Consider the following 25,960-nt stretch of genomic DNA (forward strand, 5'->3'; position numbering starts at 1 on the left):
TGGCGATACTTTAAGCCCTATCTGCGGATAGGGCTTTTTTACTTTTGGTATGTGTAGATGAAATTCATAGACGAGGCAAAAATCGAAGTCTTCGCCGGCAACGGCGGGAACGGCTCGGCCTCGTTCCGGCGCGAAAAATTCATACCGCGCGGCGGCCCGGATGGCGGCGACGGTGGTCGCGGAGGCAGCATCATCGCGGTCGCCGATCGCAACATCAATACGCTGGTGGATTTTCGTTATACGCGCGCCTTTCGAGCCCGTCCGGGTGAAGGCGGACGGGGCGCAGATTGCAATGGCAAAGGCTCCGACGATATTATCCTGCGCATGCCGGTGGGCACCGTGATTACCAACCTGGCCACCAACGAAGTGCTGGTGGATCTGGCTCACGATGGTCAGCGTGCCGTCATCGCCAAAGGCGGCAAAGGCGGCCTCGGCAACCTACACTTCAAAACCAGCACCAACCGCGCGCCGCGCCAATTCACTCGTGGCGAGCAGGGCGAAGAGCATGAACTCAAACTGGAGCTGAAAGTATTGGCCGACGTTGGCCTGCTGGGCATGCCCAATGCAGGAAAATCGACCTTTATTCGCGCCGTTTCCGCTGCACGTCCGAAAGTCGCCGACTATCCCTTCACCACGCTGGCGCCCAATCTGGGTGTAGTCCGTGTAGACATCGACAAAAGTTTTGTTATCGCCGACATTCCGGGCCTGATCGAAGGCGCCGCCGATGGCGCCGGGCTGGGTCATCGCTTTTTGCGCCACCTTGCACGCACCCGTTTATTGCTGCATCTGGTGGATATCGCCCCCATGGATGCGGGTACCGACCCCGTTTACGAAGCCCGCGCCATTGTGGGCGAACTGCGCAAATATGACGAGTCGCTCTATGACAAGCCGCGTTGGCTGGTACTCAACAAAACCGACATGCTCGATGAAACCGAACGCGCGAGCAAGATCGCGGATTTCGTCCGGGATTATGGTTGGGAAGGCGAAGTGTTCAGCATTTCAGCGCTTACTGGAGACGGTTGCAAGGCCCTCACCTACGCCATCATGGCCCATCTCATTGCCGCCCGCGAAGCTGAAGAAGCGACCGCACACCAGGCCACCGAACCCGCTCCGCAGACTTACGACCCGACATCATGAAACCGGTACTGCAATCCGCCCGCCGTCTGGTCGTCAAGGTCGGCAGCGCACTGGTCACCAACGACGGACGCGGACTCGACCATGCCGCGCTGGCCAACTGGTCGGCACAGATTGCGCAACTTACCAAGATGGGCAAGGAAGTGGTGCTGGTGTCGAGCGGCGCAGTCGCGGAAGGCATGCAGCGCCTGGGATGGAAAGCCCGCCCCAGCGCCGTTCACGAGTTGCAGGCGGCGGCGGCAGTAGGGCAAATGGGATTGGTACAAGCCTATGAAAGCAGCTTTCGCAGTCACGCTTTGCATACCGCACAGATTCTGCTTACCCATGACGACCTGGCCGACCGTACCCGCTATCTGAATGCGCTCTCCACCTTGCGTACCCTGTTGGCATTGAAGGTTATCCCGATCATCAATGAAAACGATACAGTTGCCACCGACGAAATCCGCTTTGGCGACAACGACACCCTGGCCGCACTGGTAGCCAATTTGATAGAAGCGGATGTGCTGGTCATTCTGACTGATCAGGCAGGTCTGTACACCGCCGATCCGCGCAACAATCCGGATGCCACACTGGTCGGCGAGGCACACGCTGGCGATCCGGCACTGGAAAAAATGGCGGGCGGTGCCGGCAGCGCCATCAGCCGCGGTGGAATGCTGACCAAAATCCTGGCCGCCAAACGTGCTGCCCACAGTGGTGCGCACACGATTATTGCCAGCGGACGCGAAACGGATGTATTGGTGCGCTTGGCAAACGGCGAAGCAATCGGCACGCAACTGGTAGCCACCCAGACCCCATTGTCATCGAGAAAAACCTGGCTTGCCGACCACCTTCTGGTACGCGGCAAACTGACCCTGGATGCAGGCGCAGTCAAGGCATTAATACAGGATGGAAAAAGCCTGCTGCCGATTGGCGTGATTCACGTCGAGGGTGACTTCGCGCGTGGCGAAGTCGTCGCCTGCATGTCGCCGGAGGGCGAGCAAATCGCGCGCGGCCTGGCAAATTACGCTGCCAGTGAAGCACGCAAGATTCTGCACTTGCCGAGTACCCAAATTGAAGCGGTGCTAGGCTACATTGACGAACCTGAACTCATTCATCGCGACAATCTGGTCCTGCTTAAGAAACCGTCATGAGATTCATTACTAAGCAGGCTGCTGCATTTTCCTGAGTGCTTCTTTGGCACTATCCACCATCTCGCCTTGTGGACACAGGTATTCATCGGCAAGCGCGCGGTGATAAGACAGCAAGGAAGCTGAGGCGATTGTTTGCCATGTGCTATCACGGGCACGAGACCAGATGCCATTCGAGTGACCAATCGCGTATATTTTTCGTTCACGGTTGGCACAGCGAATCCCCTCGAAACTTACGTTGGTCGCACCACCTCGCGTCTTGATGACCAATACATACCGCACCACGCCGTCTTTGTCCGTCTCCAGCGTGGTCTTGTCCACAAAATAATGATTCCCGGCGATGCCGCTTACATAGAACTCCTGCAGGTTTTCGTCTTTAGGGTAGGGAGGCAACTGGGCTTTCACTTCTTCCCACGGCTTTTTCTGCTCATCAAAATCCCTGTCAAAGTCCAGCCCCCACGCATGCCCCAATGTGGGTGCAATGAGCATTCCAAGCAATACAAGCGATACAAGTTGACGCATGATTATCCATCACAAAAAGTCGCATGATACACCGCAGAGCCAGGTTGTCTCATTCAAGATGCATCATGCGTAAACGTGGTCACGTGTAAACGGATACGACAAGCCGCCATTGGCAAGGGGTTTACCAGCAAGCACCTGAAACAGTGCCATCCAGCCCCGATCAAAAGCGTGTGCCGAACCCGCCATGTAGATCCGCCAGATACGATATTTCCGCTCGCCGATCAGGCGCCGTGCCTCGCCACTGCATTGCTCAAGCCGGTGCACCCATTGCCATAGCGTACGCGCATAGTGGGGGCGCAAGTTTTCCGCATCCAGGCATTCCAGGCCGCTGCGCGCCAGCGACTCTATGACCCGCGCGGCATGCACCAGCTCACCGCCGGGAAACACATAATCGTCAATGAATTCAGAGATGCCGTTACTCAGTCCGCTGGTATCCAGACCCGCTGCAGTAATGCCATGATTCATCACCAAACCGCCGGGTTTGAGCAGGCTGAATATCTTGTGGAAATAAGTATCCAGATTACCGCGCCCCACGTGTTCAAACATCCCCACGCTGGCAATCTTGTCGAATTGCGTGTCCGGTGGTACATCGCGATAATCCATCAGACGCACTTCCACTTTGCCTTCCAGACCATATGCCTTGATTTGCTCTTGTACGTAATCATGCTGATTCTGGGAAAGCGTAATGCCGACCGCGTGAACTCCATAATGTTGCGCCGCCCACAACACCAGGCCGCCCCAGCCACAGCCAATATCGAGCAGGCTGTCGCCAGGCTGCAGCATCAGTTTTTTGCAGATATGGTCGAGCTTGGCTTCCTGGGCGGCTTCAAGGGTATCGTCTGGATGGCGAAAATAGGCGCAGGAATAGACGCGTTTCTGATCCAGCCACAGCGCATAGAAATCGTTGGAAACGTCGTAGTGATAGCTGATGTTCTTGCGGTCTCGCGTATGGGTATGGCGCCACCATTTCCATGCATGACTGCCTTTCTTGTCCTGCGCCAGGCATTCACCCTCAGCACAGAGTCTTTCACCCAGATTGAGGATTTCGTGGATATCACCTTCCAGATCAATTTCGCCTTCGACATAACAACGTGCGAACTTGCCCAGTGTAGGCTGGGATAATGAGGCTGCTGCGCGGGAGGAGTTTAGCGATAATCGAACACTATCGCGCTCCCCTAAGCGCAAGATTTCGCCATTCCAGAAGCGGATAGATAAAGGTAAAGGTTGACCACCCAAGCCGGATTTAAAACGATTGATCATCATGTTGTCGAGCACGATATTCTCCTCATCTTCAATCAAGCCTGCAGTATTTTGGCTTTAAGCCCGCCCCGAAAACTAAATAGCCAAATCCTTTATCAGAGATGTGCGCGTCGCCTCGGGCACCGCATCCATATGTGCAGCATAGGCGGGATGGTCTACACCCATCGCCAGTGTTGCACCGGCCTTGAGCGATACGGCCATCCCGGATTGCAGATCAAATCGCAAAAAATGCACCGAGGAGGTTTTTTCCTCGTTTTCACGCTCCATATCTTCATCAGCAATAGCGTAAACGCGAGCGTGACCTGCTACCTGAACATAGACCTTGTCTTCTACCCCTTTGAGCCTGGCGAGCATCACGCGGCGCTCATCCACATCGGGGTATTCGATGAGCATCGTCGCTTTCCAGTTGTTGCCGTCCGGCACCAGCGGAGTATAGGCATTGAGCTCATCCTGAATACCTTCCTCTAGAAAGGTTTTTTCCACCCGCAACATTTCCTGAATCTGGTACCGCAGAGTGAGTTCATCCTCGAACATCAACGCCACATTTTCGCCCAGTTGAACCCGGCGATTTTTTTTGTGCTCGATGGTCTGCGCTCGCAGTGCGGGGCGTGCTTTGGCGTAGGCTTCCAGCGTCATCAAGCTGTCTCGGGTAATCTGTCCCATTTCATTTTTCCTCGTGTGCATGCTGGCCGGCGATACGGCCTTTTTTGAATAAAGTTTTGCTCAACTCATGATCAAGTACAGGGTCTTGTCGGCGTATCCATTCCAGCACCATCACCGCGTGCTCTTTTTCCTCGTCCCGGTTATGTTCGAGGATAGCCTTGAGTTCAGGGTCGGTGCAGGCATCAACGCGCTGGTTGTACCAGTCGACCGCCTCCAGCTCCTCCATCAGCGAGACGATGGCGCGATGCATATCCTGAGTCGCAGAGGACAGTTTGTCGATTGGCTCATGGTAACCTTCACTGCTCATGTACTGTGCTCCTTATAGTCCGTAGGCGATACGCATCAAGGTGATGGGGTGTGCCTTCTGTGCGCGGCTCTCACCCATGCCGTGCTGAATATGGCTTGCGGCAATGGCGCAATCCGAACTGATGTAGTCCGGATCGGCAGCTGCCATCTGCTTGAATACCGGGCGGCCAATTTTCGCTGCATTCGGATAAAATTCTGTTTTCACCCCCCATGTACCATCATGGCCGGAGCAGCGCTCCACCATGGTAACTTCAGCACCCGCCAGTTTCAGACTGTCGCGGGTCTTATTGCCGATATTCTGCACGCGTTGGTGGCAAGGCACATGGTAGGCAACCTTGCCCAGCGGCTTGACGAAATCGGTCTTGAGCAAACCATCTGCCTGGCGTGCCATCAAGTACTCGAACGGATCCCACATCGCCGCCTTCACCGCCTGCACATCTGCGTCATCGGGGAACATCAGCGGCAGTTCCTGTTTATACATCAGCGTGCATGACGGGACGGCGGTGAGAATGGCATAGCCCGCGCGCGCCAGTTTGGCCAAGTGCGGAATATTCACATTCTTGTGCTTTTCCACGGTTTCCAGATCACCCAGTTCCAGTTTAGGCATCCCGCAGCAGGATTCTTTTTCTACCAGCACGCTGGGAATTTCGTTATGCGCCAGAATTTTCAACAAATCATGACCGATACCTGGTTCGTTATAGTTCACATAACAGGTGGCGTATATGGCTACTTTGCCTGGCGTCTGAGCGCCCTCACGGCTGGTAAAACTATTGTTGGGATGCGCGGTACTGCGAAATTTGGCGCTGTCGTATTTCGGCAATACCTGATCTCTGTGGATGCCCAACTGGGCATCCATGAGTTTGCGTGCGGTAGTGTTGTTCATCACCGCATTGACAACCTGCACTACCACCGGGATGGAAGCCAGCTTTCCCATGGCATCCGTGCTGGAGAGCAGCTTGTCGCGGAATTTTGTTTCACCTTGCTTGAACTTGACCGCCTTGGCTCGCAACATGGTGTGGGGGAAATCCAGGTTCCATGGATGCGGTGGCACATAGGGGCATTTGGTCATGTAACACAGATCACACAGGTAGCATTGATCGACCACCTTCCAGTAATCCTGTTTGTTAACACCATCCACTTCCAGCGTGGACGATTCATCCACCAGATCAAATAGCGTCGGGAAGGCTGTACACAACGACACGCAGCGGCGGCAGCCATGGCACAAATCGAATACGCGTTCCATTTCGTGGAACAGTGCCGCTTCATTATAAAATTCGGGGTTTTGCCAATCCAGCGGATGCCGGGTAGGAGCTTGTAGATTGCCTTCTCGCACGGTCATTTTTGTTCTCTGAATGCAAAATGGGATTTAAACCTGCGAGTCGCGGTGAGCATGCAGCCACCACAACCCGCAGTACAATTGCGCTAATTCGCAATGGTCAGACTTTTAGTCTACAAGTGCGTCCAGCGCTTTCTGGAAACGGCCGGCATGCGAACGCTCGGCTTTGGCCAGTGTTTCAAACCAGTCAGCAATTTCATCAAAACCTTCTTCACGCGCGGTTTTCGCCATGCCTGGATACATATCTGTGTATTCGTGTGTTTCACCGGCGACAGATGCTTTCAGATTGTCGCGGCTAGCGCCGATAGGCAGTCCGGTAGCCGGGTCACCGCAGGCCTCCAGGTACTCCAGATGGCCGTGCGCGTGGCCTGTTTCACCCTCAGCAGTAGAACGGAACACTGCAGCCACGTCGTTTTGGCCTTCCACGTCTGCTTTTGCTGCGAAATACAAGTAACGACGGTTGGCTTGAGATTCACCGGCAAACGCCTCTTTCAGACTTGTTTCAGTTTTTGAACCTTTGAGTTGCATGGTAATTCTCCTCATGTAACGAACAGATAACGCGAAGCGATACAATATACAAGCATCCAACAGATTAGACTAAATCTAAACTGTAAACAGAATATAGATCACAATGGGCTACGATGTCAATGTCAAAATCGTGAAATTTGATTTCCTGTGTTTAGTCCCTCATATACAGTCATAATTCCGTACTGCCAAGGAAATGACCATGACTGATAAATTAATACTGGATGAACAGGCTTTGCGTGAAAAGCTCACACCCGAGCAGTACCACATCTGCCGCGAGCATGGCACAGAGCGGGCCTTCACTGGAAAATACTGGAATCTCAAAGACCCGGGGGTCTACCGTTGTGCGTGCTGCGGCGAGGCTTTATTCGACGCGGATACGAAATTCGATTCCGGCACTGGCTGGCCGAGTTTCTGGCAACCACACCTCGCCTCCGCGGTGGAAAGCAGCCAGGATAACAGCCTGCTGATGGCACGCACCGAAGTGCACTGCCGCCATTGTGGCAGCCACTTGGGGCACATATTTGAAGATGGCCCACAGCCGACCGGATTGCGTTACTGCATCAATTCAGCTTCGCTTGATTTCGAGGCGAAGAAGTGACGATGAACACAGCAAACTATGCGACCATAATCAAAATAGCCAGTCGGGGACAACCTTGTTTAACGCAATCATTACTCACATTCAGCAGGAAACTCCGAGCGTTAAATCGTTCCGTCTTGGCGTGGATAAGCCGTCATTTCACTTCTTCGCCGGCCAATGGATAGACCTGTACGTCGATATTGAAGGCGTTAGCCAAGTCGGCGGTTATTCCATGACATCGTCGCCCGTACACACCCACAGCCTCGAACTCGCCATCAAATCCAGTACTCGCCATCCTGTCACACGCTGGCTGCACGAACAGGCTGAAGTTGGTGATAGCGTTCGTATTTCCGGAGGACAGGGCGTGTTCCTGTACCAGCCCGAAATGAGTCAGCGCTTGGTACTGGTTGGCGCTGGCGTGGGTGTCACGCCGCTTATCAGCATATTTCGCTACATTGCCGATGCGGTACCCGATACCCAGGCCACGCTGGTATATAGCATCCCTAGCCCGGACGAATTCCTGTTCCGTAGCGAAATTGAAGAAATTACCCGGCATCACACCAATCTGCACAGCCTGGTCACCATTACACAGCCTGACAGTTCATGGCAGGGGCGCACCGGTCGCACCGATGCCGAGCTACTCAAAAACGCCGGCATGAGTGACGATACGCTTTACTATTTGTGCGGGCCACCTGGCATGGTGGAGGATGTAAGCGGCGTACTGGAAGGCCTCGCCGTACCGGCCAGCCGTATCATTTTCGAAAAGTGGTGGTAGCGCGTACTATTACTATATTGATTCAATAGATGGCATTGCAGTACAAGTTTTGTACTGACAACTGCCCGAGGAGATCGTCATGAAAATAGTTCAAGCCCTGTGTCGAGTATGCGTACCTCTGCTTTTTCTGCCATTTTCCGCAGCCGATGCAATGGAAAATCCGGTGCGCGACTATCCTGCCGACAAGATTGCAGCACACACCTATGTCATCCACGGACCACTGGGCGAACCATCCGTGGCCAACCAGGGCTTCATGAACAACCCCGGTTTTGTGATCACCGATAGTGGCGTGGTGGTGATCGATCCGGGCTCCAGCCTGGAGACGGGGCGCATGGTGTTGCGTCAAATACGCAAACTCACCAGCAAACCGGTTACGCATGTGCTAAATACGCACATACACGGTGATCACTGGCTGGGTAATCAAGCCTTTCTTGAAGCCTATCCCAAAGCCCAGTTCATGGCGCACCCGGAAATGATCCGCAAAGCCCAGGCTGGAGAGGCCGAAGCATGGATAGGCTTAATGGATCGCCTCACTCAGGGTTACAGCAAGGGCACGCGCGCGGTGATCCCCGTTGTTCCCGTGACAGAAAATCAGCGTTTCACTACCGGCGGGCTGACATTCCATGTACTGGCCCCGGAAAACGCGCATAGCAAAACCGATATCATGATTGAAGTGGAACAGGATGCCGTCGTATTCACCGGCGACAACGTGCTGAATGCGCGCATTGCCCGTCTGGATGACGGTACTTTTAAAGGCAGTATTGTTGCCTGTGATCGTGCCCTGGCGGTCAAAGCCAGACATTATGTGCCAGGCCACGGCAAAACTGCCGACGCCAAAATGGTGAAAAGCTATCGCGATTACATGATTGCACTTACCACCGAAGTAAAACGCCAGTACGACACAGGAAAAAGTGACTATGAGATGAAAGATGCCGTGGCTGCCAAACTCGGCGCGTACAAAAACTGGGCAGGATTCAATGAGCAACTAGGCAAACATATCAGCCTGGCAGTGCTCGAAATCGAAGCCTTATAACCAATTAATCGATGATTTGCAATTTAAGTACATCTTCTGTTTTGACCCTTCGGGAAACTGACGATCTTCAGTAGACCCGCTGAGCAGGACTTTCTCATTCTCCCCCGCGCATGAGCGCGAGGGGTGACCGTCAAAATATCTCCTGGCGCTTCTCTCCAGACCTCGTCTCGCAGCTTTCCACATTATCGACGCCGGCCGGCATCGACATCATCTTTACGCCTCTTTGAAATATATATTGCAATTGATAAGCATTATTAACTATAATGAGAACGGTTATCATTAATTTTACGGAAATACCATCCTGAATAAGGAGCCTCCATGAATGCCATACAAAACATACTTGATCTCACTTCGAAAGCCAGTGCCCTTGTCATCCTCACAGCCGCCATGATTTCTGCCCAGGCAGCCTTGGCAGCAGATAGCGCCTACACCCTGGTGATTCAGGATCATCGCTTTCAACCGGCAGAACTGGCCGTGCCGGCAGGACAAAAAATCAAGCTTACGGTCGAAAATCGCGACAGCACACCAGAGGAATTTGAAAGCTACGACCTCAACCGCGAAAAAATCATTGCCGGTAAATCCACTACCACAATTTACGTAGGCCCACTCACACCGGGCCGTTACCGCTTTTTTGGCGAGTTCAATCCAAAAACTGCCCAAGGCGTAATTGTCGCCAAGTAACCCAAGGAAAACCACAATGTTCGCAACTGCCATTATTGTGTTTCGTGAAGTGCTTGAGGCGGCAATTCTTATCGGCATTATTGCAGCAGCAACGCGCTCGATATCCGGCCGTAACCGCTGGCTAGGTGCCGGTATTCTGGCTGGTTTGGCCGGATCCGCGCTGGTTGCCGCATCCACCGATGTGATCGCGAGCATGGTCAACGGCATCGGGCAAGAGCTGTTCAATGCATCGGTATTGGGTATTGCGGTACTGATGCTCGCCTGGCACAACATCTGGATGTCTTCGCACGGCGCGGCTCTGGCTGCAGAAGCGAAAAATGTGGGCAAGGCTATTCGCGATGGCCAGCAGGAACTCTCGATTTTGCTCGTGGTAGTCGGATTGGCTGTATTGCGCGAGGGTTCTGAAACCGTGCTATTCCTGTACGGCATCTCGACGTCCCAGGGCGCGGGCGCATCCACTCTATTACTGGGTGGATTAGCAGGTGCCCTGGCAGGAATCACCGTCGGCTATGCACTATATGCTGGTCTGCTACGTATACCAATGCGCTGGTTTTTTACCGCAACGGGGGTGCTGGTACTGCTCCTGGCTGCCGGCATGGCTTCCCAGGCAGCGCATTTCCTGATCCAGGCCGACTTGCTACCCAGCCTTGCCGCGCCAATCTGGGACACGTCTGCAATGCTGCCCATGAATACCATACCGGGCATGTTGCTCCATAGCCTGATCGGTTACGACCCGAGGCCCGCAGGTATGCAACTGATTTTTTATGTTTTTACCCTTGTTTCTATTGCGCTGGGCATGAAATGGGCCTCGCACCAGCTTCAATCTACAAAAAGGAATCGGTAAATGAAACACGGCAGTCTGGCACTCTTCCTCTGCACCTTAATTTCAGCACCCGTCTTCGCCGGACCTGCTGATTATGTTTATACCCCTATGGTCGAGCATGGCGAAAGGGAAATTGACTTCAAATTCGGTTCTGCCAGGCAACCATCCGGAGACACGACCACGGTAGGCTCTCTTGGCTTTGGATATGGCGCCACACCTTACTGGTTCACCGAGGTGTATTTGAAAACCGAACAATCAGGTGCGAACCCGAGATTGAATATTCTGGAATGGGAAAATAAATTTCAGCTGACCGAAACCGGGAAATACCCAGTGGACGTCGGCTTGATTACCGAACTTGAATATCCGCTCAATCTTCACGGGGAACCATCCGAATTCAGGATAGGCCCCCTGTTTCAGACGCAAATCGACAAACTGCAACTCAATGGCAATCTGTTGTTGCAAAGCAAATTCGGCGGCAGCAATGCAGCGACTACCACAGTATTCCAGTATCAATGGCAGGCTAAATATCGCTGGAAACAGCAACTCGAGTTCGGCCTGCAGGGTTTTGGTGAAATGGGCGTATGGAACAAGTGGTCGCCTTCCAGTGAACAGGACCATAAACTCGGCCCTGCCATTTTCGGCAAAATCCCGTTGCGACAAGGCGTGCGTGAGGCGATCAAATACAACGCCGCATGGCTGATTGGCACAACGCAAACGACGCCCCACAATACCTTCAGAATGCAGGTGGAATACGAATTCTGATTTCCGATGCCGCCGTGTTGTCTCTGGCTGATCCGGCAAGTGATAACACGGCACAGGGTATTGACGAGCTACACGGATGCAGTTCCTAAACCATCCACATGTTTTCCAGCCGGACATTCTCCACCGCACTGCCCAGCATCAGGACCATGCCACCGCGACGGTTATCTCCGGTATCACTGAATTCAAAGCGGTAGAAACGACGCAGGCTCACCTGCCCATTGGGATTGCGAGCCAGGCGTATCGAGGCCATTGCCACGGTATCATCAAGCAGCTGCACCGCATCCGTGTCACATGCACGCTTCGCAGCAGCGATGGCAATTTCACGCGTTTTCAGGCTGTCCAGCCAAAACCAGGCAAGTGCGCCCAGCACGGCCACAACAACCAGCTCGATCATGTCAGGCAGGTTATTAGCGAGTCGAATTCACAGGGGGCCGGAATAACGCGGCAATCTGTTTGCACGCGCTTCCTGCGGATTCCTGGGCACGCACACTGGGTGGCGTATCCGGCACCTCGATGTCTACACGCTCGCGTCGCACTGGCGGCGTGCCTGCCAGTGGCTCGCGTAGCGGTGCCGCAGGGCGTTCGCTACGCGCGCGCGGCGCGCGCGTCGACTCGGGCATGGCGCCCAGCTCAGGCTCAAAACCGGGGATGATTTCGGAGGTGATTTTTGTGTTAAGCAGTCGTTCTATATCCGCCAGATAACGCAACTCGTCTTCCGCCACCAGCGACAGTGCAATACCGCTGGCACCCGCGCGACCGGTACGGCCAATACGATGCACGTAGTCCTCTGCGGCATGAGGAAGGTCATAATTCACTACACACGGCAGCTGATCAATATCCAGCCCGCGCGCGGCGACATCGGTCGCTACCAGCACCTGAATCGCACCTTGCTTGAACTGATCCAGCGCTTCCACCCGTGCCTGTTGGGTTTTGTCGCCATGAATGGCGTTGGCCGGAATACCGTCCCGGCACAAATGCTGCGCCAGCCGGTTGGCGCCGATCTTGGTGCCGCAGAACACCAGCACCTGACGTAGTTCGCGGGTTTTGATCAGGTGCGCCAATAGCGCATGCTTGCGTTCCTTGTGCACCGGCAACACGCTTTGCGTGACCGTCTCGGCGGCGGTATTGCGCCCTGCCACCTCGATCAGTTGCGGGTTGTTCATCATGCTGTCGGCGAGCTTCTTGATCTCGCCCGAGAAGGTGGCGGAGAACATCATGTTCTGGCGCGCGGCCGGCAGCAACGCGATGATGCGGCGCAAGTCGGGCATGAAACCCATGTCCAGCATGCGATCGGCTTCGTCCAGCACCAGCATTTGCACTTGTGAAAGATTGAGCGTTTTGTTTTGCACGTGATCAAGCAGGCGCCCAGGCGTGGCAACCAGAATATCCACACCGCTGCGCAACGCATCAATCTGCGGATTAATGTTCACGCCACCGTACACCACGCTGATACGCACTGGCAGGTATTTTCCGTAACGGTGAACGCTCTCTTCCACCTGCATCGCCAGTTCACGTGTCGGGGTGAGAATCAGTGCGCGGATTGGATGGCGTGCTGGCGATGGGCTGGAACTGGCATAAGGCGCCAGACGACTCAACAACGGCAGGGTAAATCCGGCGGTCTTTCCGGTGCCTGTCTGCGCGCCGGCCATCACATCGCAACCAGTCAGTGCCACCGGTATCACTTGCGCCTGAACCGGCGTGGGTTCGGTATAGCCGCACTCTTCTACAGCGCGGAGTATCTCTGGCACCAGGCCGAGATCGGAAAAAGCCATGCGTATTGCTCCTGATAAATCAAGCGCTTATTGTACAGCATACGCATGCTATCTGTCAGTTCGGCAACGGATTGACACGCCCGATTGCAAACAATGCAAACATGCCGGCCACCGCAAACCCGGCACCCACAGCGCATACCGCAAGCCATCCATCATGCTGCCAGGCGTATCCGCCCAATGCCGAACCTGCCGCACCGCCCAGAAAATACGTCACCATATAGATGGCATTGAGGCGGTTGCGCAAATCCGGGTGAAGCGCATAAATACGCGTCTGATTGGACAGATGACTGGCCTGTACACCGGCATCCAGCAGCACCACGCCGAGCGCCAGTCCAGGCAGGGTAGCGCCGGTCAATCCCATCAGCAGGAACGCCAGCAATATCAGGAGCAAAGCTCCGCCATTCAAGACGGGCGCTGCCACACGGTCAGCAAGACGCCCGGCCAATGGCGCAACCAGGGCGCCAGTCACGCCGATCAGGCCAAACATTCCTGCCACCTCGCTGCCATAGCCGGGGGACAGCTGATGCAAATGAAACGCCAGGGTGGTCCAGAACACGCTGAACGCAGCAAATCCACACCCGCCCACCAGCGCATGGCGGCGCAACACCGGCTCGCTCCGCACTAGATGAATCAGCGAAGCCAGCAATGCCGTGTAGGGAATCGGCCGACTCGGTGGCAAACGTGGTAGCGTGCGTTGCAGCAATACAGCCAGCATCAACATCACCCCAATCGCCAGCAGATATATATCGCGCCAGTTGCCTGTATAAGCCCCGATCCAACCACTCAGGGTACGCGATAGCAGGATGCCGACCAGCAGTCCGCTCATCACAATGCCGACAATCCGTCCACGCTGCTCGGGTGCTGCCAGATGTGCTGCAAAGGGCACTGCCAGCTGCGGTACCACACTCACCGCCCCCAGCAGGAAACTGGCCAAGGTCAACCAGCCCAGCGTAGGCGCGAACGCGACGCCAAACATCATCAACACTGAGCATAGCGTCGTTGCCACAATCAGGCGGCGGCGTTCCATGCTGTCACCAAGCGGAACCAGCAGCAGCAAACCGGCTGCATAACCAAGCTGGGTGGCTGTCGGCACCACACTCACCGCTGCCGGTTGCACTTTAAACTCAGTCGCAATTTCGACCAGGAGGGGCTGGCTGTAATACAGATTGGCCACGGTTGCACCGGCCGCTATAGCCAGCAGGCCAACCAGTCGCGGGGAAATCGGCGGTGAAGTTTGCATCCCTCTAACGAATCACGCCGTACGCAACTCGCGCCAGTCAAAACCGTCGTCCTGGCTCGCATGACTGAACCAGTCCGGTGTGCAGCCCAACACTCCTGCCAGTGCCTGCAATGCCAACTGTGGCGTATTGTTGTGTTTGGACAGATGGGCAGCCACCAGATGTTGCAGCCGTGTGTTATCCAGTTTGGACAGCAGCGCCGCGGCAGCCTGGTTGTCAAGATGGCCAAAACGTCCAGAAATACGGCGTTTAAGGCCAGATGGATATGCGCTTTTATCGAGCAGATCACGGTCGTGATTACACTCCAGCACCAGCGCATCGCAACCCGATAACATGGCTTCAATATGCGCAGTCGAGGCACCCACATCGGTAAGCACGCCCAGCCGGTAGACACCATCGCCAAACACGAACTGCACCGGTTCACGCGCATCGTGAGGAACCGGAAAAGGATGAATTTCGATATCGCCGATGGCGAAAGCCGTATGACTATCGAGTTCGTTAATCTCGGGTAAATGTGCGCACTGATTGCAAAACACGGCCAGCGTGCCGCGTGTCATCCACACCGGGATGCCGTATTTACGGGAAAATCGCGCCGCACCACCGATGTGATCGCTGTGCTCATGGGTAATGACAATGGCATCGACGTCTTCGGGCAGAAGCGCCTTGGCCGCCAGGCGACGTACCGTATCCCGCAGACCGAAACCACAGTCGAGCATGATGCGCGTACGCCCCACCTCGACAACCAGGGCATTACCCTCGCTGCCGCTGCCGAGTGACGCAAAACGCATTACTTGAGCTGTTCGAGCAATAGCTTGAATATCTTGTTCGCTGTTTCCGGTTTTGCCTGCGTGCCCTGATCGGTCAATACGCGCACATCGGAACCATTGGCCGCCTGATTTTCAGAAACTTCAATCTGATAGCGATCACCGTGTGCGGCGGTTTTCTTCGAGCTACGCCAGAACGCCAGTTTGCTCAGGAAACCAGTGCTTTGTTTGGTTTCAACATCGTCCTGAGGATCGATATAACGCACGTAATAAATTCCCTTGGCGCGGTTACGATCTTCCACCGTGAAGTTGATACGATCCAGCGCCAGCCCCACGCGTCGCCAGGCGCGATCAAATGGATCGGTAAGCGCCAGCATCGGAGAGCCGTCTCCGGCCTTGGCGAGTTTGGCACGATCTGGCTGATTCTGCTCGGCCAGCATCGCCTTGGCCTGCGCTTTCGCTACGCCAAAACGTTCCATCAGACGGCTTAACATTTCAGCTTCAAGTCCCGGATCAGCCGGGCGCGGCTGCCAGACAGTGCTTTTATCCTCGAAGCTATTGCCGGTATACACTTCAACCATGCCGCGATGACTGATATAAATTTCGGTTCCGCCCGGCGGATTGGTGGTACGTTCAAGACGGGTACGAAATTTATCGCGCTGAGGAGTGGAATAAAGGTTATCCACTACTTTGCCCAACAAGTTGCGGATCATGTCCTGGGGGATTTTGGCGCGGTTTTCTGCCCAGTCGGTTTCCATAATGCCGGCTTGTGGATCCTCGACATTGATCACAAAGCCATTTTCCTGCCAGAAATCCTTGACGATCGGCCAGACCTTTTCAGGCGGCATATTGACAATCATCCAGCGCTCGCTACCGGCCCGCTCGATGCGTACGTTACTCTCGGTAGGCAAAATATCGCTTTTCCCGCTACCCGCATTTTCGCTACGTTCCGCATGGTATGCAGAATATGTTGCACTGCCGCGCGGATTCAGATCCGGCACCTGGTAGCGGCTATCAGCGGTGGGCGCAGTCAGGTCGGGGGGTACTTCCAGCGTGGGCACTGTACCCGCGGATTTGTAATCGATCTTTTTGGATTTCAGTATATCCATGCTGCCACAGCCGGCAACGCTCAATGTCACCATCGCGCTCACCAGCGTCATCCACAATTTGCTACGTTTCATGGTTACCAATCCTTAAAATACTATTACATGGCATTGGCCCGGCGCATGGCCCGGCGCAATGTATCGTGGTGCTCTGCAGACAACGGCGTCATCGGCAAACGTATTCCGGCACCAATCAGCTCCATCTCGGCCAATGCCCATTTAACCGGGATCGGATTGGCCTCGACGAACAATTTCTGGTGCAGGCCGAACAGTTTCTGATTGAGTTCGCGCGCGCGCGGCAGTTCCCCGTTGAAGGCTGCGACGCACATTTCATGCATGGCACGAGGCGCGATATTGGCTGTGACAGAAATCACACCATGCCCGCCCATCAGCATGAAAGCCAGTCCCGTCGCATCATCGCCGGTATATAAAGCGAAATCAGCCGGGGCGCGCAGGATAAGATCGGTGGCGCGCTCAATACTGCCGGTTGCATCCTTGATGCCGACAATACCGGGCACCTCGGCCAGGCGCAACGTCGTGTCGTTGCTGATATCACTGACTGTGCGCCCCGGTACATTGTAGAGTATCAGCGGCAAATCCTCGGCTTCGGCAATCGCTCTGAAATGTTGATACAAACCCTCTTGCGTCGGTTTGTTGTAATACGGTGCCACCGACAACGCATAATCGGCACCGGCGGATTTGGCGCACTGCGTCAATTCGATGGCTTCCGACGTAGAGTTCGCCCCGGTACCCGCGATCACCGCCATACGCCCGGCAGTTTGTTCAACCACCGCTCGAATCAGCGCGCAATGCTCTTCATAGCTCACCGTTGGCGACTCGCCTGTCGTACCGACCACAACGATACCGTCCGTGCCCTGCGCAGCATGCCAATCCACCAGCGCGCGCAAGCGCACCAGATCAAGGCTGCCATCGTCCTGCATGGGCGTCACAATGGCGACCAAACTGCCTTTTAACATGCCGTCATCCGCTTGAATTTAAATCCGGCCAGTTTACCCGATAACCTCGCCCCCGGAAACCAGCTTGAGAAGCACGTACTATTCACGATCGGAGTAGCTAAAACATCTAAAAAGGGAAGCGCATGATGGATAAACCGCTTAAATTTCTGCTGCTGGTGGACGATTTTTCCAGCATGCGCCGTATGCTGCGCCACCTGCTGAAAGATGTCGCCCACATCCAGTGCGAAGAAGCGGGAGATGGTGTGGCAGCGCTGGAAAACTGCGTACCAGGCATTTCGATGTGGTCATTACTGACTGGAGCATGCCCAATAGGAGCGGGATCGAATTGTTGCGTGAGATTCGTCGTGACCCGGTATTGCTGATCACCGCCGAAGCGCTGCCTGAGAACATCGCTGAAGCCCGCAATGCCGGTGCCATTGGCTATATTGCAAACCCTTCACTGGCGACGCACTCGCACTACCTTGATACGGATACTGCCTGGAATCTAGGCTAATTCCGGTGTCATCACTGCGCGCACCATGGTTTGTTGCGTGGCTTGCCGAACACGATTGGTAAGCCACCACAAGCCGCCTTTCTTGATCGAAAAATCCGATTCAGCCCCACACAATAACAATGCCGCCGTCTGCCCCAGGCTGGGCTGGTGGCCGACAATCACGACACACCCCCCCGCATCCGGCCAGCCTGCTGCAAGAACGACATTCATGGCATCGGCACCCGGGGCGATCTTTTTGATTGTTTCGAAAGGCCGCCCCAATGCCTTGGCAGTCTGCTGTGCACGCTGCGCCGGACTAACCAGGATCACCGCGTTTTTGGGTAAGCGTGCATTCAACCATGCTGCGACTTGTGCAGCCTGTTTGTGCCCTTTGGTAGTGAGTTCACGTCCCATATCCGGCGAGCCATCTACCGCATCGGCATGACGCCACAGAATCAAATCCATGTCTGCTTCCATAAAATCGTACATGCTAGCGCTCCATTGTTACGGGATTAAAACCGGCATCCCCATATTCTTAAACCAGCCTTCTCCAATACGGACAGGTTGAAGTACACCCGCCTGGTTTGAGTTCAATTACTACTGTCATTGTTTTGTCACAAAAAAATCATATAAACAACTTATGGCAAACTTTGCCTGCCATTTACAACGATATTAGCCTTACTTTGATACCATGCTGGCATGACCGCAACCAATCCTGAAAATTTCCTCAACCGTGAGCTCAGTCTATTGGCTTTCAATGAACGCGTACTGTCTCAAGCTGAGGACGACAGTGTACCGCTCCTGGAACGGCTGAAATTCATCTGCATCGTCAGCAGCAACCTGGATGAATTTTTCGAAGTCCGTGTGGCTGAACTGAAGGAGCACATTGCGCTGAATTCTTCTGCAGTAAGCTCGGATGGACTAAGTGCCAGACAGACTTTTCGCGATGCTGTCCCGCGTGCGCATACCCTGGTAGAAAGGCAGTACGAAACCCTGAATCAATCCATCCTGCCGCAACTGGCCGATCAGGGTATTCGTTTTTTGCGACGAACTCACTGGAACGAGGAACAGACCGCATGGATCCGCGCCTACTTTTTCCGTGAACTGATGCCGGTACTGACGCCGATCGGGCTGGACCCGGCGCATCCGTTCCCGCGCGTGCTCAATAAAAGTTTGAATTTTGCGGTGGAATTATCCGGGCGCGATGCTTTCGGTCGCAATTCCGGCGCTGCCGTGGTACAGGCACCGCGTTCATTGCCGCGCGTGATCCGCATGCCGGAGGAAATTGCCGGGTGCGAATATGGTTTTGTGTTTTTGTCGTCCATCCTGCATGCGCACGTCAATGAATTATTCGCCGGCATGACGGTGCAAGGCTGTTACCAGTTCCGCGTCACGCGCAATTCCGATCTGTTCGTCGATGAAGAGGAAACCAAAAACCTGCGCGAGGCGCTGCAGGGAGAGCTGCCGCATCGGCATTACGGCAATGCAGTCAGGCTGGAAGTAGCCGATAACTGCTCGCCTGAAATGGCGGATTTCCTGCTTGCGCAATTCAATCTGCAGCGTGAAGATTTTTATCAGGTAAGTGGATTGGTCAATCTGGTGCGGCTGATGCAAATACCCGATCAGGTAGACCGGCCCGACCTGAAATTTCCGTCATTCATTCCCGGCCTGCCCAATCCATTGACCAAGCCCGGAGACATATTCAGTATCGTGCGGCGCGGCGATATTCTGCTGCACCACCCGTTCCAGTCATTCCAGCCGGTCATTGATTTTATTCGCCAGGCAGCCGACGATCCCCAGGTGCTGGCTATCCGTCAAACGGTGTATCGCACCGGCACCGACTCAATGTTGATGCAGGCATTGATAGCAGCAGCACTGAGCGGCAAGGAAGTAACCGTGGTCGTCGAGCTGATGGCACGCTTTGACGAGGAAGCCAACATCAATTGGGCAGCCAAACTGGAAGAAGCAGGTGCTCATGTCGTGTATGGCGTGGTAGCCCACAAGACGCATGCCAAGATGGCGCTGGTGGTACGCCGCGAGGAGGGCATATTGCGGCGTTACGCGCATCTCGGCACCGGCAACTACCATGCCCGTACCGCGCGTCTGTACACGGATTTTGGCCTGCTAACCTGTAACGAAGCGATCTGCGCCGATGTGAATGAGATCTTCACCCAACTCACCGGGCTGGGTAAGGCGTCACGCCTCAAACACTTGTGGCAATCTCCATTTACGCTGCACAGCCAGGTGATCGCTGCCATCAAGCGTGAAACCGAACACGCGCGCAATGGACTACCTGCTGCCATTATTGCAAAAATGAATGCGCTGCTTGAACCGGAAATCATCCGCACGTTGTATGAAGCATCTCAGGCGGGCGTGAAAATAGATCTGATCGTGCGTGGCGTATGCGCATTGAAACCGGGTATTCCCGGCCTTTCCGAAAATATTCGTGTGCGCTCCATTATTGGCAGATTTCTCGAGCACACACGTATTTTTTATTTCCGGGACAATGGCATAGATCACGTTTATCTATCCAGCGCAGACTGGATGGATCGTAATTTCTTCCGCCGCATAGAAGCGTGTTTTCCGATACTTGAGCCGCGCCTGAAAAAACGCGTCATCGCTGAAGGTCTGAAACCTTATCTCAGGGATAACCAGCAAGCGTGGGAGATGGACCATCAAGGCACCTATCGCCACCGTACCCGACGCCGGGCGCAGCCATTCAGCGCACAGCAGGCCCTGTTGTATCTGCTGGCAAAACCCGTGACTTGACCCGTTTCAGTCGGGATAAACCAATTTGATTCCAACTGCTTTCAAATCGGCTTTCTCTTCTTCCAGCGCCGTTGCCGTCAGCAGGTTATCCGCCAGCCATTCTTCAGATAATGAAAGCCGGTAGTTTGAACCCTGACATGCCAATCTCAGCTCTGGCAGCACCACATCCGCACGGCTACGGTAAAACAGCACGGCCAGGCGCAATGCCAATACCGCAAGACGGGTAATATACTCGACTGGCTCAGCGTTATCGTGCTGAAACTCAGGCAACTTGTTCAGCCCACCACGTTGCGCACGCACCAACCGCCCCAACAGCGTCTGATCCATACGGGAAAAACCAGGCATGTCGGCATTTGCAAGGATGTACGCACCGTGTTTATGGTAACCGGAGTGGGCGATCGAAATACCGATTTCATGCAACTGTGCCGCCCACTGCAAAAAAATGCGAACGGCGGCAGTATCTGCTGTTGCGTCCGCCTGCATCTGGTCAAACAACCGGCCAGCCAATACTGCCACGCGTTCAGCCTGTGGCGTATCCACATGGTAGCGGCTCATAAACTGTTCCACGGTAGCGACACGCATGTCACGATGATGGAAACGCCCCATCAAATCGTACAGAACACCCTCGCGTAACGCACCGTCGGCGGCGATCATGTGTTCAATGCCAAATTCTGCAAATACACCGCTCATGATGGCGAAGCCGCCGGCAATTACCGGTTTGCGATCTGATTTCAAACCCGGCAAGTCAAGCTTGTCGAGACTGCCGGCGCGAATCAGCTGGGTGCGCAACTCCGCCAACCCTGCCGCGGTAATGCCTGATTCGGCCCAGCCGTTCTGCATCAGCACATCGGCCAGTGCACGTGCCGAACCGCTGGAACCGATCGCTTCCTGCCATTGCCCGGCATAGCTGGCAGCAATGGTCTGCACCTCGGCACGGGCAGCGAGCTCAGCCTGCTTCATCGCATGCTTGTCTATGCGGCCATCGGGGAAAAAGCGCTGGCTAAAATTGACGCAGCCCATATGCAGGCTTTCCATCAGGCGCGGAGTATAACCCTCGCCCACGATACATTCTGTCGAGCCGCCACCGATATCCACTACCAGCCGTGCCTGTTGGGTGGCTGGCAGGCTGTGAGCGACGCCGATGTAAACCAGCCGGGCTTCTTCACGCCCGGCAATCACTTCGATCGGACAGCCCAGCGCCGCCTCCGCTTTTTCCAGAAATTCCTCGGCATTTTCCGCAACGCGCAGCGCGCTCGTGCCCACACAACGTACTGCACCCGATGGCAACTCCCGCAGGCGCTCGCCAAAGCGTTTCAGGCAATCGAGTGCACGTTGCTGTGAATCCGCGTCGAGATGTTTGTCCGCATCCACCCCTGCTGCGAGCCGTACAGGCTCCTTGAGTGCATCCAGCGGATAAATCTGGTCATCCACTACCCGCGCCACCTGCAGCTTGAAACTGTTGGACCCCAGATCTACTGCTGCCAGAATTGAATATTCGCTCATGTCACCGCATTAATTAATTCCAAAAATCGTCATTGAGCCCGCAAAGAAAAGCATCAATTTTTTTGCGCCCATGCATTATCCGAAAAACATATAGGTCACTGCAATTGCAGCGGCCAAGCCGCCCAGGTCCGCCAGCAAACCGCAAATCACCGCATGACGTACGCGCCGGATACCGACTGCGCCAAAATACACGGCAAGCACATAAAAAGTGGTTTCAGTACTACCCTGCACTACCGAAGCCAGCCGTCCGGCAAAAGAATCCGCGCCAAAAGTATGCATGGTATCGATCATCATTGCGCGCGCCCCGCTCCCCGACAACGGCTTCATCAGGGCAGTCGGTAACGCATCCACGAAGCGGGTGTCCCAGCCCATCATGACCACGCCGTTGCGAATGCCGTGGAGCAGCAAATCCAGCGCGCCACTGGCACGGAAAACCGCAATCGCGACGAGCATGGCAACAAGGTACGGAATAATGGTAACAGCAGTATGAAAACCGTCCTTGGCGCCTTCGATAAAGGCTTCGTAGGCATTGACGCGACGCACTGCCGCGCCGCCAATAAACAAGGTAACCAGACCAAACAGTAACACGTTACTCACCAGCGCCGATTGACGCAACATCTCTGCCGCAGGCAATTGTGCAAAATAGGCTACCAGGCCGAATACCGCAGCACTGATCGCGGCAAGATAAGCCAGTATGACTCGATCAAGCAAGTTGATGCGCTGATAAAAAGCTGTCGCCAACAAGCCCGCCATGGTGGAGCAATAAGTGGCAATCAGTATGGGAATGAACACATCGGTGGGATCGTGTGCGCCCGCCTGGGCACGGTAGGTGAAAATAGTCACCGGAAGCAATGTGACCGAAGAAGCATTGATCACCAGAAACAGAATTTGCGCATTCGAAGCCGTTTCTTTGTCCGGGTTGAGCGTCTGCAATTCCTGCATGGCCTTGATGCCGATCGGCGTAGCGGCATTGTCCAGCCCCAGCATATTCGCTGCCATGTTCATGGTAATGGCGCCCAGGGCAGGATGGTTGCGCGGCACATCGGGGAACAGGCGCTGAAACAAGGGCGCCAGTAACCAGGTCAGCCCCTGCAAAAATCCGGCACGTTCGCCCACGCGCATCACACCCAGCCATAGCGCCATGACACCGGTCAGGCCCAGGGCGATTTCAAAGCCGTTTTTTGCAGCGTCGAAAGCGGCTTTCATGACCAGCGCAAAACTGTCGATCTGACCAAAAAATATCAAATTGACAGCAGCAAAGACAAACGCAATGAGAAAAAAACCGATCCAGATTGCGTTGAGCAAAATTTATCCCGCCAGTTTGGCCAGTGCAATCAGCAATAAAACCAGCAGCCACAATCCAAGTACCCGCCAGCACAAACTCACCGCGCTATCCAGATATTGGGCATCGGCACTGTCTCCCAGACCGAGTTCGGGCCGATATATTTCTCCATCAGCATCGCTAATCGGCAACCCGAGCCGTACCCCGAGCGCCCCTGCACCACTTGCCAGCACGATCCCCTCAGCCGCATCCGGCCAATCTTGCGCCTGTGTGCGCCAACAATAGATGGCATCCTCGAAATCACCCGCCACTGCAAAGCTGAGCGCAGTCAATCGGACCGGAATCCAGTTGATCCAGTAATAGGCGCGCGCGGCAAATTCACCAAATTGCCCTCCTCCGGTTGTGCTGAGCCATTTGCGTCCGAGAATCGACGCCAGACGATACAGAACTGCACCCACCGGCCCCAATGGCGACAACAACACGAAACACACAATGACCCCGAACATCTGTCGATGTGCACTCTCCAAGGTACGCTCCGTGGCAAGTCGTGCAATATCACTGGCGTTCAATGTGCTGGCATCCAGTCCGCGCCATTCAGCCAGGACTTTGCGCGCGGCATCCAGTTCATCCACCTCCAGGGCTCGCGCGATGCGTTCGCCTGTCTTGCTGAAATACCTAAAGCCTAGCGTCGCATACAGAACGAATGCGCTCCATATCCAGGCCAGCAAGGGGCTCACGTTCTCCAGCAGGAAATATATGACGCTCACCGCCATCAGAACGGGCAATACCGCTACCAGCCATGCAAAAACGCCATATTGATATGACCCTGTATTGAGATAACGTTCGATGTATTGCGCGTAGCGCCAAAACGCCCGATAGTGCGGTAATGGATAGCCCAATGGCCGGAAGTATTCAAGCAGAAAGGCGGCGAGCAGTGAGAAGAAGGTCATCGCGCCGTCAGCCGGTCAAATCGGCATTTCCACGGTCAGCACACCCATCTGGTTGATGGATTTTCCTGGCACGTAAATTTCTACCGTAGGCATGCGGATATCCTGTCCGCTGGATTTGAGGTAATCGTGCAATGCCTGATAGGCAGTGCTCGGTGCCAGCAGCATGCTGGCCTGCACACGGGCTTCCAGCACTGGCCGTGCCGGAATATCCCCTACCTGCAACGGCGCTTTGATGACCACGCCGGGAGCCAGCAAATAGCCAACGTGTGCACGCTGGCTGCTTTTCGGTGTAGTACGCGGATCATTATAGAGGATAGCAACCGGCGCACCCGGCGCAATGCCCTGGGCGCGCAGCGCGTCGGCCACCTTCACCTGTATGTCAGGGATTTTGCCATAATCACCAATGTGTTCGGCATACACATAATGATAGGGGCCCGCCACGGTCTGCACTATCGTTGCACGATTAAATCCACCCCACCACCAGAACACCAGCACAATCGGCAACACAAAAGCCAGCAGAAAAGGAAACCAATTTCTCTTGATCAAAACTTATCCTCAGGGAAGCTGTTTTACACGGTGGGAAGATACCATACCGCAACAACCACTGTCGCGCGTACAATGCCAGGAAATACGATAATAAAGGAGGTTTCCCATGAAAATACTCACCGCGCTATTCCTGTTCTGCATCGTTACGTTTGCACATGGCGCGCAATATGCCGCTGTCGGCGTCAAGGTCACTCCGATTAAAGTGGGTACCCATAGTTATTACGTGCAAGGCTTATCCGGTGCAGCCTCCTCCGCCAACGAAGGCTATATGTCCAACGCCGGGTTTGTCATCACACCGGCCGGGGTCGTGGTGTTTGACACACTGGGCACCCCGTCACTGGCAGCGGAACTGGTCAAGCAAATCCGCAAAATCACCCAGCAACCGATCAAGATCGTCATTATCAGTCACTACCATGCCGATCACTATTACGGCACGCAGGTATTTAAAGAGCTGGGTGCGGAAATCTGGGCCCATAAAAATGGCCAGGGCGCGATCCGTACTGATGCTGCGGCTGCTCGCCTGGCACAGCGTAAGGAAACGCTATTCCCATGGGTAGACCAAAACACCCACCTAACACCGGCTGACAAATGGCTGGATGGCGATACCGATTTCGAGATGGGCGGCGTCCATTTTGCCTTGCGCTTTGTCGGACCGGCGCATTCTGCCGAGGACATGGCCATGCTGGTGAAGGAAGACGGCGTACTATATGCAGGCGATCTGGTCTTCAAGGGTCGCGTGCCCTTCATCGGCGATGCCGACAGCAAAGCCTGGCTCGCAGCACTCAACAAACTCATCGCATTGAAACCACGCGTCCTGGTACCAGGACATGGTGCGGTTTCCGATACACCGCTCTCTGACCTGACTCTGACTCGTGACTATCTCACTTACGTACGCACAGAAATGGGCAAGGCTGTGAGTAATCTGGTGCCTTTCGACGAAGCCTACGCACACACCGACTGGTCAAAATACGCCAAATTGCCGGCGTTCCCGCAAGCTAATCGTCCCAATGCCTACAATACCTATATATTGATGGAAAAAGAATCACTGGAGAAATAA

27 protein-coding genes and 1 pseudogene are annotated in these 25,960 nt (G+C 54.7%); 11 read left to right on the plus strand and 17 right to left on the minus strand.

Going from position 1 to position 25,960, the window contains the following annotated elements; all coding sequences use genetic code 11:
* Positions 1-57: 57 nt before the first annotated feature.
* A complete protein-coding gene (cgtA, locus tag ACYCZJ_RS00430) occupies positions 58-1,137 on the plus strand; it encodes an Obg family GTPase CgtA (protein WP_461552247.1) in 1,080 nt (359 codons plus the stop codon).
* Positions 1,134-2,264 carry a glutamate 5-kinase gene (gene proB / locus ACYCZJ_RS00435; RefSeq protein WP_461552248.1) on the plus strand — a complete coding sequence of 377 codons (1,131 nt, stop codon included), beginning with the start codon at positions 1,134-1,136 and terminating at the stop codon, positions 2,262-2,264. Before cgtA ends, proB begins: the two co-directional genes overlap by 4 nt.
* 9 nt (positions 2,265-2,273) lie before the next feature.
* Here proB and ACYCZJ_RS00440 read toward each other — a convergent pair whose 3' ends face one another.
* The 6 genes from ACYCZJ_RS00440 to ACYCZJ_RS00465 all read right to left on the minus strand — a co-directional run bounded on the left by ACYCZJ_RS00440 (position 2,274) and on the right by ACYCZJ_RS00465 (position 6,876).
* The gene (locus ACYCZJ_RS00440; RefSeq protein WP_461552249.1) at positions 2,274-2,783 is read right to left on the minus strand and encodes a CNP1-like family protein; all 510 of its coding nucleotides are present in this window, start codon (positions 2,781-2,783) and stop codon (positions 2,274-2,276) included.
* A gap of 63 nt (positions 2,784-2,846) precedes the next feature.
* Complete coding sequence (locus tag ACYCZJ_RS00445) at positions 2,847-4,058, minus strand: class I SAM-dependent methyltransferase (protein WP_461552250.1); 1,212 nt, start codon at positions 4,056-4,058, stop codon at positions 2,847-2,849.
* A gap of 60 nt (positions 4,059-4,118) precedes the next feature.
* Positions 4,119-4,706, minus strand: a complete 588-nt coding sequence (locus tag ACYCZJ_RS00450; protein WP_461552251.1) for a DUF3501 family protein — start codon at positions 4,704-4,706, stop codon at positions 4,119-4,121.
* A 1-nt stretch (position 4,707) separates the two neighbouring features.
* Entirely contained in the window at positions 4,708-5,013 is a 306-nt protein-coding gene (locus ACYCZJ_RS00455; RefSeq protein ID WP_461552252.1) for an encapsulin-associated ferritin-like protein, read from the minus strand.
* Positions 5,014-5,025: 12 nt separating this feature from the next.
* Positions 5,026-6,351 carry a heterodisulfide reductase-related iron-sulfur binding cluster gene (locus tag ACYCZJ_RS00460; protein WP_461552253.1) on the minus strand — a complete coding sequence of 442 codons (1,326 nt, stop codon included), beginning with the start codon at positions 6,349-6,351 and terminating at the stop codon, positions 5,026-5,028.
* A 105-nt stretch (positions 6,352-6,456) separates the two neighbouring features.
* On the minus strand, positions 6,457-6,876 hold the full coding sequence (locus ACYCZJ_RS00465; protein ID WP_124704763.1) for a rubrerythrin family protein: 420 nt from the start codon (positions 6,874-6,876) through the stop codon (positions 6,457-6,459).
* 199 nt (positions 6,877-7,075) lie between these two features.
* Between ACYCZJ_RS00465 and msrB the strand changes: the two genes are divergently transcribed.
* From msrB to ACYCZJ_RS00495, 6 genes are all read left to right on the plus strand, one after another.
* Complete coding sequence (msrB, locus tag ACYCZJ_RS00470) at positions 7,076-7,474, plus strand: peptide-methionine (R)-S-oxide reductase MsrB (RefSeq protein WP_461552254.1); 399 nt, start codon at positions 7,076-7,078, stop codon at positions 7,472-7,474.
* A 55-nt stretch (positions 7,475-7,529) separates the two neighbouring features.
* Positions 7,530-8,228: a ferredoxin--NADP reductase gene (locus tag ACYCZJ_RS00475; RefSeq protein WP_461552255.1), complete on the plus strand. Its 699-nt coding sequence runs from the start codon at positions 7,530-7,532 to the stop codon at positions 8,226-8,228.
* 79 nt (positions 8,229-8,307) lie between these two features.
* The gene (locus tag ACYCZJ_RS00480) at positions 8,308-9,261 is read left to right on the plus strand and encodes an MBL fold metallo-hydrolase (protein ID WP_461552256.1); all 954 of its coding nucleotides are present in this window, start codon (positions 8,308-8,310) and stop codon (positions 9,259-9,261) included.
* A gap of 318 nt (positions 9,262-9,579) precedes the next feature.
* The gene (locus tag ACYCZJ_RS00485; RefSeq protein WP_461552257.1) at positions 9,580-9,942 is read left to right on the plus strand and encodes a cupredoxin domain-containing protein; all 363 of its coding nucleotides are present in this window, start codon (positions 9,580-9,582) and stop codon (positions 9,940-9,942) included.
* Positions 9,943-9,958: 16 nt separating this feature from the next.
* The gene (locus tag ACYCZJ_RS00490; RefSeq protein ID WP_461552258.1) at positions 9,959-10,786 is read left to right on the plus strand and encodes an FTR1 family iron permease; all 828 of its coding nucleotides are present in this window, start codon (positions 9,959-9,961) and stop codon (positions 10,784-10,786) included.
* Positions 10,787-11,527 carry a hypothetical protein gene (locus ACYCZJ_RS00495; RefSeq protein ID WP_461552259.1) on the plus strand — a complete coding sequence of 247 codons (741 nt, stop codon included), beginning with the start codon at positions 10,787-10,789 and terminating at the stop codon, positions 11,525-11,527.
* Positions 11,528-11,612: 85 nt separating this feature from the next.
* On the opposite strand, the gene ACYCZJ_RS00500 is transcribed toward ACYCZJ_RS00495, so the two are convergent.
* Genes ACYCZJ_RS00500 through dapA form a run of 6 tightly spaced genes read right to left on the minus strand, consistent with a single transcriptional unit; the run spans position 11,613 to position 17,381 of the window.
* A complete protein-coding gene (locus ACYCZJ_RS00500) occupies positions 11,613-11,921 on the minus strand; it encodes a DUF3301 domain-containing protein (protein WP_461552260.1) in 309 nt (102 codons plus the stop codon).
* 13 nt (positions 11,922-11,934) lie between these two features.
* On the minus strand, positions 11,935-13,299 hold the full coding sequence (locus ACYCZJ_RS00505; protein ID WP_461552261.1) for a DEAD/DEAH box helicase: 1,365 nt from the start codon (positions 13,297-13,299) through the stop codon (positions 11,935-11,937).
* 55 nt (positions 13,300-13,354) lie between these two features.
* Complete coding sequence (locus tag ACYCZJ_RS00510) at positions 13,355-14,539, minus strand: MFS transporter (RefSeq protein WP_461552262.1); 1,185 nt, start codon at positions 14,537-14,539, stop codon at positions 13,355-13,357.
* A gap of 12 nt (positions 14,540-14,551) precedes the next feature.
* Complete coding sequence (locus ACYCZJ_RS00515; RefSeq protein ID WP_461552263.1) at positions 14,552-15,325, minus strand: MBL fold metallo-hydrolase; 774 nt, start codon at positions 15,323-15,325, stop codon at positions 14,552-14,554.
* Positions 15,325-16,482 (minus strand): outer membrane protein assembly factor BamC, encoded by a 1,158-nt coding sequence (bamC, locus tag ACYCZJ_RS00520; RefSeq protein WP_461552264.1) that lies wholly within the window; start codon positions 16,480-16,482, stop codon positions 15,325-15,327. Before bamC ends, ACYCZJ_RS00515 begins: the two co-directional genes overlap by 1 nt.
* A 23-nt stretch (positions 16,483-16,505) precedes the next feature.
* Positions 16,506-17,381, minus strand: coding sequence for a 4-hydroxy-tetrahydrodipicolinate synthase (dapA, locus tag ACYCZJ_RS00525; protein ID WP_461552265.1), 876 nt, complete (start codon positions 17,379-17,381; stop codon positions 16,506-16,508).
* Positions 17,382-17,503: 122 nt separating this feature from the next.
* On the opposite strand from dapA, the pseudogene ACYCZJ_RS00530 reads away from it, so the two are divergent.
* Positions 17,504-17,874: pseudogene (locus ACYCZJ_RS00530) on the plus strand (response regulator).
* On the opposite strand, the gene sixA reads toward ACYCZJ_RS00530, so the two are convergent.
* Entirely contained in the window at positions 17,866-18,342 is a 477-nt protein-coding gene (sixA, locus tag ACYCZJ_RS00535; protein ID WP_461552266.1) for a phosphohistidine phosphatase SixA, read from the minus strand. The pseudogene ACYCZJ_RS00530 and the gene sixA overlap by 9 nt on opposite strands.
* A 210-nt stretch (positions 18,343-18,552) precedes the next feature.
* On the opposite strand from sixA, the gene ppk1 reads away from it, so the two are divergent.
* Positions 18,553-20,622 (plus strand): polyphosphate kinase 1, encoded by a 2,070-nt coding sequence (ppk1, locus tag ACYCZJ_RS00540; protein WP_461552267.1) that lies wholly within the window; start codon positions 18,553-18,555, stop codon positions 20,620-20,622.
* Positions 20,623-20,628: 6 nt separating this feature from the next.
* On the opposite strand, the gene ppx is transcribed toward ppk1, so the two are convergent.
* The 4 genes from ppx to ACYCZJ_RS00560 form a co-directional block, all read right to left on the minus strand.
* On the minus strand, positions 20,629-22,125 hold the full coding sequence (gene ppx / locus ACYCZJ_RS00545) for an exopolyphosphatase (RefSeq protein WP_461552268.1): 1,497 nt from the start codon (positions 22,123-22,125) through the stop codon (positions 20,629-20,631).
* Positions 22,126-22,200: 75 nt separating this feature from the next.
* Positions 22,201-23,430: a nucleoside recognition domain-containing protein gene (locus tag ACYCZJ_RS00550; RefSeq protein WP_461552269.1), complete on the minus strand. Its 1,230-nt coding sequence runs from the start codon at positions 23,428-23,430 to the stop codon at positions 22,201-22,203.
* 3 nt (positions 23,431-23,433) lie between these two features.
* On the minus strand, positions 23,434-24,357 hold the full coding sequence (locus tag ACYCZJ_RS00555) for a CobD/CbiB family protein (RefSeq protein WP_461552270.1): 924 nt from the start codon (positions 24,355-24,357) through the stop codon (positions 23,434-23,436).
* Positions 24,358-24,372: 15 nt separating this feature from the next.
* On the minus strand, positions 24,373-24,903 hold the full coding sequence (locus tag ACYCZJ_RS00560) for a GyrI-like domain-containing protein (RefSeq protein WP_461552271.1): 531 nt from the start codon (positions 24,901-24,903) through the stop codon (positions 24,373-24,375).
* 106 nt (positions 24,904-25,009) lie between these two features.
* Here ACYCZJ_RS00560 and ACYCZJ_RS00565 point away from each other — a divergent pair, with 106 nt between their 5' ends.
* The gene (locus ACYCZJ_RS00565) at positions 25,010-25,960 is read left to right on the plus strand and encodes an MBL fold metallo-hydrolase (protein ID WP_461552272.1); all 951 of its coding nucleotides are present in this window, start codon (positions 25,010-25,012) and stop codon (positions 25,958-25,960) included.

The organism is Sulfuriferula sp. (assembly GCF_054605375.1).

What these genes read in the sequence shown, in the direction of transcription:
- ppk1 (WP_461552267.1), top strand. Translation starts at nt 18,553, where the DNA reads ATGACCGCAACCAATCCTGAAAATTTCCTCAACCGTGAGCTCAGTCTA.
- sixA (WP_461552266.1), bottom strand. Translation starts at nt 18,342, where the DNA reads ATGTACGATTTTATGGAAGCAGACATGGATTTGATTCTGTGGCGTCAT.
- ACYCZJ_RS00505 (WP_461552261.1), bottom strand. Translation starts at nt 13,299, where the DNA reads ATGGCTTTTTCCGATCTCGGCCTGGTGCCAGAGATACTCCGCGCTGTA.
- ACYCZJ_RS00490 (WP_461552258.1), top strand. Translation starts at nt 9,959, where the DNA reads ATGTTCGCAACTGCCATTATTGTGTTTCGTGAAGTGCTTGAGGCGGCA.
- ACYCZJ_RS00515 (WP_461552263.1), bottom strand. Translation starts at nt 15,325, where the DNA reads ATGCGTTTTGCGTCACTCGGCAGCGGCAGCGAGGGTAATGCCCTGGTT.
- ACYCZJ_RS00465 (WP_124704763.1), bottom strand. Translation starts at nt 6,876, where the DNA reads ATGCAACTCAAAGGTTCAAAAACTGAAACAAGTCTGAAAGAGGCGTTT.
- ACYCZJ_RS00495 (WP_461552259.1), top strand. Translation starts at nt 10,787, where the DNA reads ATGAAACACGGCAGTCTGGCACTCTTCCTCTGCACCTTAATTTCAGCA.
- ACYCZJ_RS00460 (WP_461552253.1), bottom strand. Translation starts at nt 6,351, where the DNA reads ATGACCGTGCGAGAAGGCAATCTACAAGCTCCTACCCGGCATCCGCTG.
- msrB (WP_461552254.1), top strand. Translation starts at nt 7,076, where the DNA reads ATGACTGATAAATTAATACTGGATGAACAGGCTTTGCGTGAAAAGCTC.
- cgtA (WP_461552247.1), top strand. Translation starts at nt 58, where the DNA reads ATGAAATTCATAGACGAGGCAAAAATCGAAGTCTTCGCCGGCAACGGC.
- bamC (WP_461552264.1), bottom strand. Translation starts at nt 16,482, where the DNA reads ATGAAACGTAGCAAATTGTGGATGACGCTGGTGAGCGCGATGGTGACA.
- ACYCZJ_RS00450 (WP_461552251.1), bottom strand. Translation starts at nt 4,706, where the DNA reads ATGGGACAGATTACCCGAGACAGCTTGATGACGCTGGAAGCCTACGCC.
- ACYCZJ_RS00555 (WP_461552270.1), bottom strand. Translation starts at nt 24,357, where the DNA reads ATGACCTTCTTCTCACTGCTCGCCGCCTTTCTGCTTGAATACTTCCGG.
- ACYCZJ_RS00485 (WP_461552257.1), top strand. Translation starts at nt 9,580, where the DNA reads ATGAATGCCATACAAAACATACTTGATCTCACTTCGAAAGCCAGTGCC.
- ACYCZJ_RS00440 (WP_461552249.1), bottom strand. Translation starts at nt 2,783, where the DNA reads ATGCGTCAACTTGTATCGCTTGTATTGCTTGGAATGCTCATTGCACCC.
- ACYCZJ_RS00565 (WP_461552272.1), top strand. Translation starts at nt 25,010, where the DNA reads ATGAAAATACTCACCGCGCTATTCCTGTTCTGCATCGTTACGTTTGCA.
- dapA (WP_461552265.1), bottom strand. Translation starts at nt 17,381, where the DNA reads ATGTTAAAAGGCAGTTTGGTCGCCATTGTGACGCCCATGCAGGACGAT.
- ACYCZJ_RS00510 (WP_461552262.1), bottom strand. Translation starts at nt 14,539, where the DNA reads ATGCAAACTTCACCGCCGATTTCCCCGCGACTGGTTGGCCTGCTGGCT.
- ppx (WP_461552268.1), bottom strand. Translation starts at nt 22,125, where the DNA reads ATGAGCGAATATTCAATTCTGGCAGCAGTAGATCTGGGGTCCAACAGT.
- proB (WP_461552248.1), top strand. Translation starts at nt 1,134, where the DNA reads ATGAAACCGGTACTGCAATCCGCCCGCCGTCTGGTCGTCAAGGTCGGC.
- ACYCZJ_RS00480 (WP_461552256.1), top strand. Translation starts at nt 8,308, where the DNA reads ATGAAAATAGTTCAAGCCCTGTGTCGAGTATGCGTACCTCTGCTTTTT.
- ACYCZJ_RS00500 (WP_461552260.1), bottom strand. Translation starts at nt 11,921, where the DNA reads ATGATCGAGCTGGTTGTTGTGGCCGTGCTGGGCGCACTTGCCTGGTTT.
- ACYCZJ_RS00455 (WP_461552252.1), bottom strand. Translation starts at nt 5,013, where the DNA reads ATGAGCAGTGAAGGTTACCATGAGCCAATCGACAAACTGTCCTCTGCG.